This window comes from Neisseria bergeri, from assembly GCA_003044455.1.
Taxonomy (GTDB): Bacteria; Pseudomonadota; Gammaproteobacteria; order Burkholderiales; family Neisseriaceae; genus Neisseria; species Neisseria bergeri.
The window spans coordinates 26429-41170 of sequence record POWY01000007.1; the positions used below are offsets into that span (position 1 = coordinate 26429).

The 14742-nt window shown below is 51.8% G+C and carries 17 protein-coding genes and 1 pseudogene; 7 read left to right on the forward strand and 11 right to left on the reverse strand.

Translation table 11 applies throughout. From position 1 onward, the window contains the following. Nucleotides 1–59: 59 nt before the first annotated feature. The 3 genes from tsf to DBY86_RS07910 all read right to left on the reverse strand — a co-directional run bounded on the left by tsf (nt 60) and on the right by DBY86_RS07910 (nt 2180). Complete coding sequence (gene tsf, locus DBY86_RS07895; protein WP_002223203.1) at nt 60–914, reverse strand: translation elongation factor Ts; 855 nt, start codon at nt 912–914, stop codon at nt 60–62. A 128-nt stretch (nt 915–1042) separates the two neighbouring features. Further along, the gene (gene rpsB / locus DBY86_RS07905) at nt 1043–1771 is read right to left on the reverse strand and encodes a 30S ribosomal protein S2 (RefSeq protein ID WP_003759405.1); all 729 of its coding nucleotides are present in this window, start codon (nt 1769–1771) and stop codon (nt 1043–1045) included. Between the two features lie 175 nt (nt 1772–1946). Further along, nucleotides 1947–2180, reverse strand: a complete 234-nt coding sequence (locus DBY86_RS07910) for a hypothetical protein (RefSeq protein WP_107819567.1) — start codon at nt 2178–2180, stop codon at nt 1947–1949. Between the two features lie 77 nt (nt 2181–2257). Between DBY86_RS07910 and DBY86_RS07915 the strand changes: the two genes are divergently transcribed. The 3 genes from DBY86_RS07915 to DBY86_RS07930 all read left to right on the forward strand — a co-directional run bounded on the left by DBY86_RS07915 (nt 2258) and on the right by DBY86_RS07930 (nt 5341). Continuing rightward, nucleotides 2258–2839 (forward strand): 5-formyltetrahydrofolate cyclo-ligase, encoded by a 582-nt coding sequence (locus tag DBY86_RS07915; protein WP_107819630.1) that lies wholly within the window; start codon nt 2258–2260, stop codon nt 2837–2839. Between the two features lie 60 nt (nt 2840–2899). Further along, the gene (locus tag DBY86_RS07920) at nt 2900–3490 is read left to right on the forward strand and encodes a GNAT family N-acetyltransferase (RefSeq protein WP_107819568.1); all 591 of its coding nucleotides are present in this window, start codon (nt 2900–2902) and stop codon (nt 3488–3490) included. A 384-nt stretch (nt 3491–3874) separates the two neighbouring features. Then, nucleotides 3875–5341 (forward strand): malate:quinone oxidoreductase, encoded by a 1467-nt coding sequence (locus tag DBY86_RS07930; protein WP_107819569.1) that lies wholly within the window; start codon nt 3875–3877, stop codon nt 5339–5341. Between the two features lie 187 nt (nt 5342–5528). Here DBY86_RS07930 and DBY86_RS07935 read toward each other — a convergent pair whose 3' ends face one another. From DBY86_RS07935 to DBY86_RS07965, 7 genes and pseudogenes are all read right to left on the reverse strand, one after another. Then, on the reverse strand, nt 5529–5903 hold the full coding sequence (locus tag DBY86_RS07935) for an ACP-like domain-containing protein (RefSeq protein WP_002225721.1): 375 nt from the start codon (nt 5901–5903) through the stop codon (nt 5529–5531). 237 nt (nt 5904–6140) lie between these two features. Then, nucleotides 6141–6440, reverse strand: a complete 300-nt coding sequence (locus tag DBY86_RS07940; protein ID WP_107819570.1) for a helix-turn-helix domain-containing protein — start codon at nt 6438–6440, stop codon at nt 6141–6143. Nucleotides 6441–6594: 154 nt separating this feature from the next. Next, entirely contained in the window at nt 6595–7374 is a 780-nt protein-coding gene (gene map / locus DBY86_RS07945; RefSeq protein ID WP_107819571.1) for a type I methionyl aminopeptidase, read from the reverse strand. Between the two features lie 39 nt (nt 7375–7413). Beyond that, nucleotides 7414–8033, reverse strand: a pseudogene (locus DBY86_RS07950) (hypothetical protein). A 5-nt stretch (nt 8034–8038) separates the two neighbouring features. Beyond that, the gene (locus tag DBY86_RS07955; protein WP_002240854.1) at nt 8039–8647 is read right to left on the reverse strand and encodes a BON domain-containing protein; all 609 of its coding nucleotides are present in this window, start codon (nt 8645–8647) and stop codon (nt 8039–8041) included. A gap of 63 nt (nt 8648–8710) precedes the next feature. Next, nucleotides 8711–9304, reverse strand: a complete 594-nt coding sequence (locus DBY86_RS07960) for a phosphoheptose isomerase (protein ID WP_003750235.1) — start codon at nt 9302–9304, stop codon at nt 8711–8713. Between the two features lie 4 nt (nt 9305–9308). Continuing rightward, complete coding sequence (locus DBY86_RS07965) at nt 9309–9656, reverse strand: YraN family protein (protein ID WP_025457485.1); 348 nt, start codon at nt 9654–9656, stop codon at nt 9309–9311. 149 nt (nt 9657–9805) lie between these two features. Here DBY86_RS07965 and rsmI point away from each other — a divergent pair, with 149 nt between their 5' ends. Beyond that, entirely contained in the window at nt 9806–10681 is an 876-nt protein-coding gene (rsmI, locus tag DBY86_RS07970; RefSeq protein ID WP_107819573.1) for a 16S rRNA (cytidine(1402)-2'-O)-methyltransferase, read from the forward strand. Nucleotides 10682–10715: 34 nt separating this feature from the next. On the opposite strand, the gene DBY86_RS07975 is transcribed toward rsmI, so the two are convergent. Beyond that, on the reverse strand, nt 10716–11246 hold the full coding sequence (locus DBY86_RS07975; protein WP_107819574.1) for a cytochrome b: 531 nt from the start codon (nt 11244–11246) through the stop codon (nt 10716–10718). A gap of 279 nt (nt 11247–11525) precedes the next feature. Between DBY86_RS07975 and obgE the strand changes: the two genes are divergently transcribed. From obgE to DBY86_RS07995, 3 genes are read left to right on the forward strand one after another with little or no spacing between them, the layout of a single operon-like run. Next, a complete protein-coding gene (obgE, locus tag DBY86_RS07985; RefSeq protein ID WP_107819576.1) occupies nt 11526–12680 on the forward strand; it encodes a GTPase ObgE in 1155 nt (384 codons plus the stop codon). Nucleotides 12681–12733: 53 nt separating this feature from the next. Continuing rightward, nucleotides 12734–13681: a DNA cytosine methyltransferase gene (gene dcm / locus DBY86_RS07990; protein ID WP_012779546.1), complete on the forward strand. Its 948-nt coding sequence runs from the start codon at nt 12734–12736 to the stop codon at nt 13679–13681. Further along, nucleotides 13678–14730, forward strand: a complete 1053-nt coding sequence (locus tag DBY86_RS07995; protein WP_107819577.1) for a HaeII family restriction endonuclease — start codon at nt 13678–13680, stop codon at nt 14728–14730. Before dcm ends, DBY86_RS07995 begins: the two co-directional genes overlap by 4 nt. Nucleotides 14731–14742 lie beyond the last annotated feature (12 nt).

A 14742-nucleotide genomic window follows, 5' to 3' on the forward strand; every position in this document is an offset into this window, starting at 1 on the left:
CTCAAAAAAAAGCACCCTGATTCGTTTGGAATCCAGGTGCTTTCTTTTTCATAAGTGCCTTACACTTTGGCGGCTGCGGCTACTTCGGCTGCGTAGTCGACAACGGCTTTCTCGATACCGTCGCCTACTTTGTAGCGTACGAAGCTGATCACTTCCGTGCCGTTTTCTTTAGCGAATTGGGCAACAGTTTGATCGGGGTTCATCACGAACGCTTGGCCGTTCAGAGTGATTTCAGCCAAGAATTTGCGGATGCGGCCTTCAACCATTTTCGCGGCGATGTCGGCAGGCTTGCCGGAAGCGATGGCTTGTTCGGTGTAGATGTGGCGTTCTTTTTCAACGGTTTCGGCATCTACTTCGGCTTCGCTTACGCATTGCGGTTTGGCGGCAACGATGTGCATACCGATTTTGCGTGCTACGTCTTCAGAGCCTTTGTACTCAACCAATACGCCTTCGGTAGCCAAAGCACCGTGGATGTAGGCAACCAGTTGGTTGGCAGTGTCGATCACTTGGAAGCGGCGGACAGACATGTTCTCGCCCAATTTGGCGATGATGGCTTTGCGTTCTGCTTCAACCAGTTCGCTCAATTCTTCAACAGAAGCCGGTTTTTTCTCGGCAGCGGTTTTCGCAACGAAGTTGGCAAATTCTACGAAGCCCGCGTCTTTGGCAACGAAGTCGGTTTCGCAGTTTACTTCAACCAATGCGCCGACATTGCCGTTAATCGCGTAAGCCAATACGCCCTCGGCAGCAGTACGGCCGGCCAGTTTACCGGCTTTCGCACCGGATTTAATACGCAGGATTTCTTCGGCTTTGTCGAAGTTGCCTTCAGCTTCAACCAAGGCTTTTTTGCATTCCATCATGCCCAGGCCGGTAGCGGCGCGCAGGTCGGCAACCATTTTTGCAGTAATTTCTGCCATTTTGAATCTCCTAGATTTTGGGGAAATACGGAAAGGATTTTCCGTATTCGGGAATCGTGTGCCGCGAACGGACGTTCAGACGGCATATTTGAGAAAAGGGGCATAACGCCCCTCTTCGGTTTGCCGGATTACTCGGCAGCAGCTTCTTGGGCAGCGGCTACGGTTTCTTGCAGCGCTTGGTTTTTGCCTTCCAAAACTGCGTCGGCGATGCCTCGGCAGTACAGGCGGATGGCTTTGGCGGAGTCATCGTTACCAGGGATAACGTATTTCACGCCGTCAGGGCTGTTGTTGGTATCGACTACGGCGATAACGGGGATGCCCAGTTTTTCAGCCTCAACCAGAGTACCTTTTTGGTAGCCGGTATCGATAACGAAAATCGCGTCAGGCAGGCCTTTCATGTTTTTGATACCGCCCAAAGAACGTTCCAGTTTTTCAACGTCGCGTTGCATTTCCAGAATTTCTTTTTTGTTGAAACCGCCTTCGGCAGCGTTTTCCAAAGCGGCGGTTTTTTCTTCCAGGCGTTTGATGGATTGCTTAACGGTTTTGTAGTTAGTCAGCATGCCGCCCAACCAACGGTGATCGACGAAAGGCATACCGGCGCGGGTAGCTTCTTCGCGGATGATTTCACGCGCTTGACGTTTGGTGCCGACAAACAGCACGGTGCCTTTGTTGGCAACCAGACGGCGTACGGCTTCTTGCGCTTCTTGGAACATCGGCAGGGTTTTTTCCAGGTTGACGATGTGGATTTTATTGCGCGCACCGAAAATGTATTGTGCCATTTTCGGGTTCCAGAAACGGGTTTGGTGACCGAAGTGAACGCCGGCTTCAATCATCTGACGCATAGTAATTTGAGACATTTTATTTCCTTGAAAGGGTTAAGAGCACACATTCAATCGCATAGAACTTGATAGGCCGCGCCTATTGTCAAGCACCCTTCGGCGAAAGTGGGCATAAGTTTTAAAAAATAAAAGCGTGTTTCCAAAATGGAAAACTGACGGATTATAGCGGATAAGAGGCCGTCTGAAAAGGGATTCAGGGTTTTGTGCCGCTGTCTTTTTGCTGTTGTGCTCGCTGCTGTTCGGATTCTGCCTGTTCCTGCTGCTTCATCAGGCGGTTGCGGCGGCGGACGGTGATGGAGAAAACCGTGAACACGGTGGGCAGCACCGCCCAAAAAAACAAATAAATCAAAGCGCGCGCAATACTCGGCTGCGCGGCGGAATACATAACGGCAACAAAAAGATAGCCGATGGCGACGATGTGCCACATTGTGTGCGTCCTGTTTGAATGTTAACAAAATCGTTATAATCGCAACATTCTACCGCAATCCCGAAAGGTCGTCTGAAATGAGGAACGAGGAAAAACGCGCCCTGCGCCGCGAATTGCGCGGGCGGCGTTCGCAAATGGGGCGGGACGTGCGTGCGGCGGCAACGGTAAAAATCAACCGCCTGCTCAAACGTTATATCAAGCGTGGTCGGAAAATCGGCGTGTATTGGCCGATGGGTAAGGAATTGCGTTTGGACGGCTTTGTCCGTGCGGCGCAAAAACGCGGTGCCAAGCTCTATCTGCCTTATATCGAACCGCGTTCGCGGCGGATGTGGTTTACGCCGTATCCTGCCGATGGAGTAAAACAGGAACGCAAGCGCGGTAGGGCGAAGCTGCATGTCCCTCAGTTTGCAGGTCGGAAAAGGCGTGTGCATGATTTGAACCTCTTGCTTGTGCCAGTGGTCGGTATGGACAGGCTGGGTTACCGTTTGGGGCAGGCGGGCGGCTATTATGATGCGACGCTTTCGGCGATGAAATACCGTTTGCAGGCAAAAACCGTGGGCGTGGGCTTTGCCTGCCAGTTGGTGGACAGACTGCCGGTCGAGGCACACGACTTGCCGTTGGACGGTTTTGTGTCGGAGACGGGGATATTGTGTTTTTAGCCGTTCAGACGGCATTCCGGGCGGAAATGCCGTCTGAAGGCGGAATATCGGGAGAAAAGGATGTCGGAAAAGATAATACTGCCGGTCTTGTCGTTGGGCGGCGTTCGTCTCGAACCGTTGGATGTGCATCATGAAACGGGTTTGCGCGAGGCGGTTTGCGATGGGGAGGTTTGGAAGTCGGGGGTAACGTCCGCGCCTCATCCGGATAGGGTGGCAGACTATATCGGGACAGCATTGGCAACGCGTTTGGCGTTTGCTGTTGTCGATGAAGAGGCAGGCAGGGTGGTCGGGACAACGGCGTATTATCATTTTGAACCGCAGATTCCGCGTTTGGATATCGGATTCACATGGTATGCGGCATCGGCACGGCGGACACGGATAAACACCTGTTGCAAAATCATGTTGTTGGATTATGCATTCGATGTTTTGGCTTGCTGTTGCGTGGGATGGCGCACGGATATTCTGAACCTTGCCTCGCAACGTGCCATCGAACGGTTGGGTGCGGAAAAAGACGGCGTGCTGCGTATGCACATGCTCCGCAAAGACGGCAGTGTGCGCGATACGGTTGTATACAGCATGCTGAGGGAAGATTGGTGCAAAAACAGGGAAATCCTGACCGGCAGGTTGGCAGGGTATGGCGTGCAGGTGTGAGGCAGTATTTTCAAATTTAAAAAACTTAACGCAATATGCTGACAATCTTTTAAAAATTAATATATAAACAATTTTGATTTTTTATCTATTAAAAATTTGATATATATGGATAAATAACTATTTTTATTTTTCATTTCGCAGTTCTCCGGCTTGGCGGGCGACAGAAAATCTTTGCATTTCCCAGTAAAATCCACTACATTCACGATAACATATTACAAGCCCCTGAAGCGGTGTCGGAAGCCATACCTGCAACGCATTCCAACCCCGAAACGGCGTACTCGGACACACACCATTGCCGGTTTCCCCTGCTTTTGCGATTCAGGCGTTTGTAGTACGGCAAATAACCATAAGGGCAGAAGATGCCTGTTTTTTTAGGAGTAAACCATGGCTGAAGCGACAGACGTTGTCTTGGTGGGCGGCGGCATTATGAGCGCGACTTTGGGCGTTTTGCTCAAAGAACTCGAACCGTCTTGGGAAATCACCCTGATTGAACGCTTGGAAGATGTGGCGTTGGAATCTTCAAACGCGTGGAACAACGCCGGCACGGGGCATTCCGCGCTGTGCGAATTGAACTATGCGCCGCTGGGTGCAAATGGGATTATCGATCCGACGCGTGCCCTCAATATTGCCGAACAGTTCCATGTCAGCCGTCAGTTTTGGGCGACGCTGGTTGCGGAAGGCAAGTTGGAGGATAATTCTTTCGTCAATGCCGTGCCACATATGTCTTTGGTGATGAATGAAGACCACTGCCGTTACCTGCAAAAACGCTATGATGTGTTTAAAACGCAGAAACTTTTCGAAAATATGGAATTTTCCACCAATCGGAACAAAATTTCCGATTGGGCTCCGCTGATTATGCGCGGCCGGGACGAAAACCAACCCGTCGCCGCCAACTACTCCGCCGAAGGTACGGATGTCGATTTCGGACGGCTGACGCGCCAGATGGTGAAATATTTGCAGGGCAAGGGCGTAAAAACCGAGTTCAACCGCCACGTCGAAGACGTCAAACGCGAATCCGACGGCGCGTGGGTACTCAAAACCGCCGATACCCGCAACCCCGACGGGCAGCTCACCCTCCGCACCCGCTTCCTCTTCCTCGGCGCGGGCGGCGGCGCGCTGACCCTGCTGCAAAAATCCGGTATCCCCGAAGGCAAAGGCTACGGCGGCTTCCCCGTGTCCGGCCTGTTCTTCCGCAACAGCAACCCCGAAACCGCCGAACAACACAACGCCAAAGTGTACGGGCAGGCTTCCGTCGGCGCGCCGCCGATGTCCGTCCCGCACCTCGACACACGCAACGTGGACGGCAAACGCCACCTTATGTTCGGCCCTTACGCAGGCTTCCGTTCCAACTTCCTCAAGCAAGGCTCGCTTATGGATTTGCCGCTGTCCATCCATATGGACAACCTCTATCCTATGCTGCGCGCCGGCTGGGCGAATATGCCGCTGACCAAATACCTGCTGGGCGAATTGCGTAAAACCAAAGAAGAACGCTTCGCCTCCCTGCTGGAATACTACCCCGAGGCAAACCCCGACGACTGGGAACTCATCACCGCAGGGCAACGCGTCCAAATCATTAAAAAAGACTCCGAAAAAGGCGGCGTGCTCCAGTTTGGTACGGAGATTGTCGCCCACGCCGACGGCTCGCTTGCCGCACTGTTGGGTGCCTCACCGGGCGCATCGACCGCCGTGCCGCTGATGATCCGCCTTATGCACCAATGCTTCCCCGAGCGCGCCCCGTCTTGGGAAGGCCGTCTGAAAGAGCTGGTACCGGGTTACGGCATCAAGTTGAATGAAAATCCTGAAAGGGCGGATGAAATTATCGCCTATACCGCGAAAGTGTTGGATATTTAAGCCGAATCTTTCAAGAAAAGCCGTATCCCCATATGGTGTTGGTGTCGCCCCTGCCGGTTATGCCCTTCATCCGGCGGGGCAGGTTTTGATACACGGGGCAGGTAATCGTTTTTTCCCTTTTGCGAATAATGGAACGGTCAAAAAAACAGCGTTTTCATTTCTGAAAACGCTGTTTTTTGTTGCCTGATTAACGTGGGGAACAGTCTTTGAAGACGATTTGGTTGTCAGGTGCGGTAATCATAATGGGCTGTTTGCGGTAGGATTTGCCATCCATCACGCCGGTACCCAAAACATAACCGCCTTCTTTGCCGTAGAATGTTTCCACATTGTCGGATTTGTCCAAATTGACAGGCATTTGCACGCGTTTGCCGTTGATGACGGCGGAAGCGTATGTGGTCAGACCCTGTTTGTTGAAGCCGTAGGTTACTTTGACTTTTTTACCTTGCTGGCAGACGTAGCTGACGGTTTTTTTGGCAACGGTGGGGTTGTCCGTACCGGCGGCGGCAGCCATACTGCTGAGCGCGATTGCGGAAGACAGGATTGCGGTGGTCAGAAGTTTCATTTTTATTCCTTTGGATAGATGTGGAGTTTGCCCGTCTCGGGCTGTTTGACATTCTAATGTCGGCGTATCCTGAAATAAACAGGAAATTGGATAAAGTTTGTAAAAAGGCAGGTTCGGGCGGTCCGGCGGTTTGAGGCAGGGGCGGAAGGCGGGATACGGCAGCCTGTCCGGTGTTTCAGACGGCATTGTTTGCGTTTTTCGGAAATGAAAAACCTCCAGACATCCGGAGGTTGCGGTTTAACCTTGTTTTTTTCTTTCGGCCTTGGTCTGTTTGGACAACTCGGCATACAGGTCGGGATGGTGTTTTTTCAACAGGGCGGCGATTTCCATATCTTTTTTGTTGACTTTTGCCAAATCGAGGCATTCGATATGGACGAGGCGGAGCAGTTCGCGTACGGGTTTGGGCATTTTGCGGCCGGTTTCGTAGCGCGAGCCTCCGGACTGGGTAACGCCGACCTTGCCCCAGAAGTCTATCTGGTTCAGCCCGGTCTTTTTGCGGATGGCTTTAACATCTTCTATATTTTCAAATATTTTCATAAAACTTCCTTTAAGTTTATCTGGTTGCGGGGCAAATCTCGATTTGCTTTGTTTTTGTAATGTGCCAGGTCAAGCCTGTTTTTATATTGTACATTATATCTGCCGTTTCTTTCAGACGGCATTGTTTGTTTTTATGGGGTGGATACGTCCGGCTTCAGGGTTTGCCGGAGGCGGGGCTGACGGTGAGGATTTCGTAGCCGGTTTCGGTAACCAAAACTTCGTGTTCCCATTGGGCGGAGAGGGAGCGGTCTTTGGTTACGACCGTCCAGCCGTCGTTGAGGATACGCAGGTGGCGTTTGCCTTGGTTGATCATCGGTTCGACGGTGAAAATCATACCCGGTTTTAGAACGGGGCCCTGTCCTTTTTTTCCGTAGTGCAACACTTGCGGGGCTTCGTGGAAACCGCGTCCGATGCCGTGTCCGCAAAATTCCTGTACAACCGAATAACCTGCATTTTCGGCAACCTGTTGGCAGGCGTAACCTACGTCGCCCAGTGTTGCGCCGGGTTTGACGGCTTCTATGCCCGCCATCATGGAGGCGTGGGTTACGTCGATCAGCCGTTGGGCGATGGGGGAAACTTTGCCGACGGTAAACATACGGCTGGAGTCTCCGTGGAAACCGTCTTTTTTGATGGTGAGGTCGATGTTGATAATGTCGCCTTCTTTGAGCGGCTTGTCGTCGGGAATGCCGTGGCAGATGACGTGGTTGACGGAGGTGCAGCAGGATTTGGGGTAGGGCGGGTTGCCGTAGTGGAGGGGGGCGGGATAGCCGCCTTGGACGTTGACGTGGTAGTCGTAAACGAGTTTGTCGATTTCGTTAGTGGTTACGCCGGGTTTGACGAATTGTCCGATGTAGTCGAGGGCTTCGGCAACGAGGCGGCCGAGTTCGCGCATTTTTTCGATTTCTTCGGGGGTTTTGATGATGATGCCGTTCATAATGCTTCCTTGGATTGCGGGTGTGCCTGCCGTGCCGGGTCAGAAGAGGTTGTCGAGAATCTCTTTATGGGGTTTGGCCGGCGTGTTTTTCGGGGTGTCCGGTTTGGTATGGTTTTCTTTGGGTGTTTCTTTGGGCTGCGCCTGTTTTTCGGGTGTTTCTTTTCGGGGTTCGGGACGAGGGACGTTTGTGGGCAGTACGGGGGTTTCTTTGAGTGTGTTTTCGGCTTGTGTTCCGGTGCCGGTTAACGGATCGGCTGCCCGGGACGCATCCGAAGGGCGCGGTTTGGCACGGTTTTTTTTGGCAGGGGCGGGAAGGGGCGGTTTGCCGCCGCTTTCGTTTTCGCCGTCCGCACTTTCGGGTTCGGACGGAGCCGGTTCGGGACGGGCTGCGCCTTGTCCGACTGCGCCGTTTGGCAGCCAGAATTCGGTTTCGTGGGGGCTGTCGGTGTGTTGCGGTTCGGTTTGGAGGGTTTTGTCGCCGTTCGGGTTGAATGTGCTGACGATACCTACTGCCAATGCGCCGATGGCGGTGATACAGATGAGCAATACGGCGCGTATCAGGAGTTTGGGGGTCAGCCTGAAGGGTTTGTTCGGTTTTTTTGTCATTTTGCTTGTGCTTGGTGTCGGACAATGCCGTCTGAAGGCGGTTCAGACGGCATGGGTATCAGCGTTGGACGTAGTTTTGGTAGAGGGTGATGACTTTTTGTACGCCGACGGTGGTGCTGACTTTTTGGGTAATCTGCGCCTGTTCTTCGGGGGTGAGGATGCCCATAACGTAGGTTACATTGCCATAGGTAACGATTTTGACGCGCGCCTGCGTGGTGGGGCTGATGCCCAGCAGCGTAGCGCGGACTTTGGAGGTATTCCAGGTGTCGTTGGTGATGTCGCCGAGGGAGCGCGGTTGCGAGGCGACGGTAATGTAGTTGTACACGCCTTCGGCGGCCTGTTCGGAACGTGCAATCTGACCGACGAACTGTTTTTCGCCTTCGGTGGCGACTTGTCCGAGCAGCAGCAGGTGGCGGTTGTAGCCGACGACGGAGATTTGGGGCGTGTAGCCTTTGGTTTGGTTGTTTTGGCGCAGGTAGGAACGGGCGGTGGTTTCGATACGCAGTGCCATTACGTTGTCGTCGGTTTGCGCGCCGGTGGTGCGGCGGTCGACGGCGGATTTCGCGCCGACCGCCGCCCCGCCGATTACTGCGCTGACGCAGCCGCTAAGGGCAAGGCTGAAAATGGCGGCGGTCAGGATGCGGACGGTGTGCAGTTTGAGTTTCATCGGGGGCTTCCTTTCTTGGGCGTTTCAGACGGCATTGCTTTGCGCCATGCCGTCTGAAAAGGGTTACATTCCTTCAAACAATACGGAGTCGATACAGTCGCACATGGCGTGTATCAGCAAAATATGGTTTTCCTGAATGCGGGCAGTTCGAGGATAGGGAACGTTGAGTAAAACGTCGGTATCTTTGAGTATGGCGGCGATTTTTCCGCCGTCGCGGCCGGTCAGGGCGATGACGTGCATATCGCGTTCGTGTGCCGCTTTGATGGCTTCGATGACGTTGGCGGAATTGCCGGAAGTGGAGATGCCGACCAATACGTCGCCGGCGCGTCCGAGCGCGCGCACTTGTTTGCTGAAGACGTGGTCGAAGCCGTAGTCGTTGCCGATGGCGGTCAGCGCGGAGGTGTCTGTTGTCAGCGCGACGGCGGCCAATTCCATGCGTTCTTTTTCAAAACGGCCGGTCATTTCGGCGGCGAAGTGCTGCGCGTCGGCAGCCGAACCGCCGTTGCCGCAGGCCAGAATCTTGCCGTCGTTCATCAGGCATTGCAGCATCAGCTCGGCAGCCTGTACGGTCGGCTCGACCAGTACTTTTTCGGCTTCCTGCTTGGCACGGATGCTTTCGGCAAAATGGGCGGCAACGCGTTCTTGTAATGTCGTCATATCGTCAACCTGTAATATTCTGTATCCACTCGGGCGGGCGGTTTCCTTCGATAAGTATCGCATCGAGGCGGCACGGTACGTTTGTCAACCTGTTCTGTTGCAGATAATACTCTACACTTCGTTGCAGTTTCAATAATTTGGATGGGGAAATGCTGTATGCGGCACCGCCGAATTGCCGATTTTTGCGGTATTTTACTTCAACAAACAGAATCATGCCGCCGTTTTTGACAATCAGGTCGATTTCGCCGTAGGCGCAGTGCCAGTTGCGGGCAAGCAGCGTGCAGCCTTGGGATTGGAGGAAGGCAAGCGCGGCATCTTCGCCTGCCTCGCCCTGTTTGTGGTTTAAGCGCATAATCGGTTTAACCTTTATATAGTGGATTAACAAAAACCAGTACGGCGTTGCCTCGCCTTGCCGTACTATTTGTACTGTCTGCGGCTTCGTCGCCTTGTCCTGATTTAAATTTAATCCACTATAATGTTTGTTTTTCAGACGGCATTCTTATGTTTCAGAAACACTTGCAGAAAGCCTCCGACAGCGTCGTCGGAGGAACATTATACGTGGTTGCCACGCCCATCGGCAATTTGGCGGACATTACCCTGCGTGCTTTGGCGGTATTGCAAAAGGCGGACATCATCTGTGCCGAAGACACGCGCGTTACCGCGCAGCTTTTGAGCGCGTACGGCATTCAGGGCAAACTCGTCAGCGTGCGCGAACACAACGAACGGCAGATGGCGGACAAGATTGTCGGCTATCTTTCAGACGGCATGGTTGTGGCACAGGTTTCCGATGCGGGTACGCCGGCCGTGTGCGACCCGGGTGCGAAACTTGCCGACCGCGTGCGCGAGGCCGGGTTTAAAGTTGTCCCTGTTGTCGGCGCAAGCGCGGTGATGGCGGCTTTGAGTGTGGCTGGCGTGGCGGAATCCGATTTTTATTTCAACGGTTTTGTGCCACCGAAATCGGGAGAACGCAGGAAACTGTTTGCCAAATGGGTGCGGGCGGCATTTCCTATCGTCATGTTTGAAACGCCGCACCGAATCGGGGCGACGCTTGCCGATATGGTGGAACTGTTCCCCGAACGCCGTCTGATGCTGGCGCGCGAAATTACGAAAACGTTTGAAACGTTCTTAAGCGGCACGGTTGGGGAAATTCAGACGGCATTGTCTGCCGACAGCAACCAATCGCGCGGCGAGATGGTGTTGATACTGTATCCGGCACAAAACGAAAACACCGGGGAATTGCCGGAATCGGCACAAAATGTGATGAAAATCCTTACGGCCGAGCTGCCGACCAAACAGGCTGCCGAGCTTGCCGCCAAAATCACGGGCGAGGGAAAGAAAGCTTTGTACGATCTGGCACTGTCTTGGAAAAACAAATGATGCCGGACGGACCGGCACCATAGTGCGAACGGAATCAACGGACACGCCCCGTCATGCGGTACAGCACGTCTTTGCCTTGAACACGGTGGACGACGACCATGGCGACGTGTCCGGCGACGGCGGCAAACAGCAGCCAGCCCAAATTGCCGTGGAACGTGTTGCCTAAGTTTGCCATCCACTCGATTTTTTCCGGCGAACCCTGCATTACTTCAACGCCGAACACTTTCAACGGGCCGCGGCCGCTGCTGTATTGTCGGATCATGCCGATAACGGGAACGGCAAGCATGAACAGGTACAGAATGCTGTGTCCTGCCGCCGCAGCCTTGCTGTCGCTTTGCGGACGCTTGGCGCGGTTGGCAACCGCCCACACGATGCGCAATGCAATCACCGTCAGCGTGAGGAAACCGAAAGATTTGTGCAGGCCGAACAGGCTGCCCGCCCATTCCGCCTCTTCGTAAATCGTCCACAGGACAATGGTGGTCAGAATGCCGATGAAACCGGCAACGGTCAGCCAGTGCAGCGTGCGTGTCAACGGGTCGTAAACGGCAGGTTGGTTTGTGTTCATAAAAAGATCCTTATCATAATGTAACGGTTTGAACGGACATTCCGTCGGGTCGGAATGTCAAAAAGGCGCGATTGTACCAAAGAAGCTGGACATATTTTGTTTGCAGGCTGAAGATTTGCTTAAAAATTCATTAAGATGGGCGGAACAAATAGTTTTGGTACGGCGTGTTGAAAAACCGCTTATCCCTTATAATAGCGTCCGAAATTCTGTTCAGACGGCATCAAAACACACGGCAATCCGTCTGAAACCTTATTTGAAACCAACAAACAAGAGCATTGAATGAAATTCATCGACGAAGCAAAAATCGAAGTCGCCGCAGGCAAAGGCGGTAATGGCGCAACCAGTTTCCGCCGCGAAAAATTCGTACCGCGCGGCGGCCCGGACGGCGGCGACGGCGGCAAAGGCGGCAGCGTCTGGGCAGAAGCCGACGAAAACACCAACACCCTCGTCGAATACCGCTTCGTCAAACGCTACCAAGCCAAAAACGGCGAAAAAGGCCACGGTTCCGACCGTTACGGCGCAGGTGCGGACGACATCGTCCTCAAAATGCCCGTCGGCACCCTCATCCGCGACCTCGATACCGATGAAATCGTCGCCGACCTCACTTACCACGGACAGCGCGTCTGCCTTGCCAAAGGCGGCAAAGGCGGCTTGGGCAATATCCACTTCAAATCCTCCGTCAACCGCGCCCCGAAACAATCCACGCCCGGTGAAGAAGGCGAAACCCGTTCCCTGCAACTCGAACTCAAAGTCCTCGCCGATGTCGGCTTATTGGGTATGCCCAACGCCGGCAAATCCACCCTGATTACCGCCGTATCCGCCGCACGCCCCAAAATCGCCAACTACCCCTTCACCACCCTGCATCCGAACTTGGGCGTGGTACGCATCGACGAAAACCACAGTTTCGTGATGGCCGACATCCCCGGCCTGATTGAAGGCGCGGCAGAAGGCGCAGGCTTGGGACACCGCTTCCTCAAACACCTGTCGCGCACAGGATTATTGTTGCACGTTGTCGATTTGGCCCCGTTCGACGAAACCGTCAACCCCGCCGAAGAAGCCCTCGCCATCATCAACGAATTGCGCAAATACGACGAAGAACTCTACGGCAAACCGCGTTGGCTGGTGCTGAACAAACTCGATATGCTCGACGAAGAAGAAGCCCAAGCACGTACCGTCGCCTTCCTCGAAGCCATCGGCTGGGACTACCCGAAACCCGATGACCGCTTCCAATTCGACATGGAAACCCCGCGCCTCTTCCAAATCAGCGCACTGACCCACCAAGGCACGCAGGAATTGGTACACCAAATCAACCAATACCTGACCGAGAAAAAACGCTTGGAAGCCGAAAAAGCCGAAGCGGAGAAAGCGGCGGCAAATGTTGAAATTATCGAACAGCAGCCTAAAACGGATACGGGCGTGTTTAAGCCGGAGTAAAAGGACAATGCCGTCTGAAAGTTTTCAGGCGGCTCATTCTGCAGAGATGTGCTATGTATAAAACAATAGATTTATTTTCAGGCATTGGCGGAATACGCCTAGGCTTTGAAAAATACGGGTGCACCAATGTATTCTCATCGGAATGGGACAAATATGCCCGACAAATGTATGAAGCAAACTTTGGAGAAAAACCTTTTGGCGATATTAACGGCATCGATCCTTCAGATATTCCCGATCATGATATTCTGCTTGCGGGATTTCCGTGCCAACCTTTCAGTATCGCAGGTAAGGGATTGGGATTTGAAGATACGCGCGGAACATTGTTTTTCAATATTGCCGAAATCCTGAAAACCAAACAGCCGAAGGCTTTTCTTCTGGAAAACGTTAAGCGGCTGACTACGCACGATTCGGGCAGGACTTTCCGTATTATTTTAGAAACCCTTAAACAGCTTGGTTATACGGTTTATTTTAAGGTTTTAAATACTTTGGATTTCGGATTGCCGCAAAAACGCGAGAGAATTTATATTATTGGTTTTTCAGACAACATCCCTTTTTACTTTCCCGAACCCATAAACCAATATCGGCCATTGGGCGAACTGTTGGAAAACGACCGAGATGTCGAACCAAGCTATTTTTTATCAGATGCCTTGAAACAAAAACGTTTGGCAGCCTTAAAAAAAGCTCCGCCCACCCCATCAATTTGGCATGAAAATATTGGCGGGAATGTTTCCGCACTTCCATATTCCTGTGCCTTAAGGGCCGGGGGGAGTTACAATTATTTGGTGGTAAACGGAGTAAGAAGGCTAACAGGAAGGGAAATGTTAAGATTACAAGGTTTTCCCGATGATTTTGAAATCAATATCCCCTACTCGCAAGTCAGGAAAGTTGCCGGAAATTCTGTATCCGTTCCTGTAATAGAAGCCATCGCGGAAAATATGCTCGCTTCTCTTTCCGGCAAGGTCGAACAAAAAGGGCAATTGGATTTATTGGAGGCAGGATGACGTTTGAAGAACAACAAGCCAAAGAAGCATTGGACGGCATTATCAAAAAATCCCGTATCCACCTTTATAAACCCATTCAAATTGCAGAAATTTTATATCATGACCGTTGTATAAAACAGTTGGATTTTTTAAATTTAGATACTTACCGCAACCAATCTAAACGCTGGAGGGATGAAATCTGCCGTCGGTTTTTAGGGCGGATTTCTACTTCATCGGCAAAATTCCAAGATAATCTGTTTGAAAAAAATGCAATGCCGCCTGAAAAACTAGCGGTATTGGGAACATTAAACAGACAGTCGGACGGCGGGGTAGAATCGTACATTTATAAACAGTTTTTCAATCGTTTTTCCCAAATGAGCGAAGCATTGGCTTATGTCGGCAATACAGACAGATACTCCTTCCAACTGTCTGAATTTCTAAATTTATTTTGGCTCGAGCCGGGATTGAAAAGAAGTATAGACAAGATATATGAAATCGTTGTTTATGCGTTGTTTGATGCATTGGTTTCAGAATTAGGCATAACGGTTTCAATTGATTTTCCTAAGGAAAACCTGTTTTTATGGGAGGAATATCAAGATTTTGCCGAAAAAATCATCACTATGCCGAAAAATGGGCATTTAAAACTTCCTGCAAAAATCCATCGTGTAGGCGTAACCAATGCTGCCGATAGAGGGTTGGATATGTGGTCTAACTTCGGATTGGCCATACAGGTCAAACATCTCTCTTTAGACGAAGAGTTGGCAGAAGATATTGTATCCTCCATTAGCGCAGATAGAATTGTCATTGTCTGCAAAAAGGCAGAACAATCGGTGATTGTTTCATTACTGACGCAAATAGGCTGGAAAAGCCGAATTCAAAACATCGTAACTGAGGATGATTTGATAAGTTGGTACGAAAAAGCATTGAGAGGCCAATATCCGATTGCAGAAGCGTTGTTGGAAAATATTAAAACTGAAATTATGCGTGAATTTCCTGCCGTTAATGAAGCCAATGAATTTTTAGATTTCGCCCAAAATCGCGGATATGACATTACTGTTACTGATTTCTAAACTTACTTGATG

Coding starts and splice junctions, on each gene's coding strand:
- tsf (WP_002223203.1), bottom strand. CDS start 914: ATGGCAGAAATTACTGCAAAAATGGTTGCCGACCTGCGCGCCGCTACC.
- rpsB (WP_003759405.1), bottom strand. CDS start 1,771: ATGTCTCAAATTACTATGCGTCAGATGATTGAAGCCGGCGTTCACTTC.
- DBY86_RS07910 (WP_107819567.1), bottom strand. CDS start 2,180: ATGTGGCACATCGTCGCCATCGGCTATCTTTTTGTTGCCGTTATGTAT.
- DBY86_RS07915 (WP_107819630.1), top strand. CDS start 2,258: ATGAGGAACGAGGAAAAACGCGCCCTGCGCCGCGAATTGCGCGGGCGG.
- DBY86_RS07920 (WP_107819568.1), top strand. CDS start 2,900: ATGTCGGAAAAGATAATACTGCCGGTCTTGTCGTTGGGCGGCGTTCGT.
- DBY86_RS07930 (WP_107819569.1), top strand. CDS start 3,875: ATGGCTGAAGCGACAGACGTTGTCTTGGTGGGCGGCGGCATTATGAGC.
- DBY86_RS07935 (WP_002225721.1), bottom strand. CDS start 5,903: ATGAAACTTCTGACCACCGCAATCCTGTCTTCCGCAATCGCGCTCAGC.
- DBY86_RS07940 (WP_107819570.1), bottom strand. CDS start 6,440: ATGAAAATATTTGAAAATATAGAAGATGTTAAAGCCATCCGCAAAAAG.
- map (WP_107819571.1), bottom strand. CDS start 7,374: ATGAACGGCATCATCATCAAAACCCCCGAAGAAATCGAAAAAATGCGC.
- DBY86_RS07955 (WP_002240854.1), bottom strand. CDS start 8,647: ATGAAACTCAAACTGCACACCGTCCGCATCCTGACCGCCGCCATTTTC.
- DBY86_RS07960 (WP_003750235.1), bottom strand. CDS start 9,304: ATGACGACATTACAAGAACGCGTTGCCGCCCATTTTGCCGAAAGCATC.
- DBY86_RS07965 (WP_025457485.1), bottom strand. CDS start 9,656: ATGCGCTTAAACCACAAACAGGGCGAGGCAGGCGAAGATGCCGCGCTT.
- rsmI (WP_107819573.1), top strand. CDS start 9,806: ATGTTTCAGAAACACTTGCAGAAAGCCTCCGACAGCGTCGTCGGAGGA.
- DBY86_RS07975 (WP_107819574.1), bottom strand. CDS start 11,246: ATGAACACAAACCAACCTGCCGTTTACGACCCGTTGACACGCACGCTG.
- obgE (WP_107819576.1), top strand. CDS start 11,526: ATGAAATTCATCGACGAAGCAAAAATCGAAGTCGCCGCAGGCAAAGGC.
- dcm (WP_012779546.1), top strand. CDS start 12,734: ATGTATAAAACAATAGATTTATTTTCAGGCATTGGCGGAATACGCCTA.
- DBY86_RS07995 (WP_107819577.1), top strand. CDS start 13,678: ATGACGTTTGAAGAACAACAAGCCAAAGAAGCATTGGACGGCATTATC.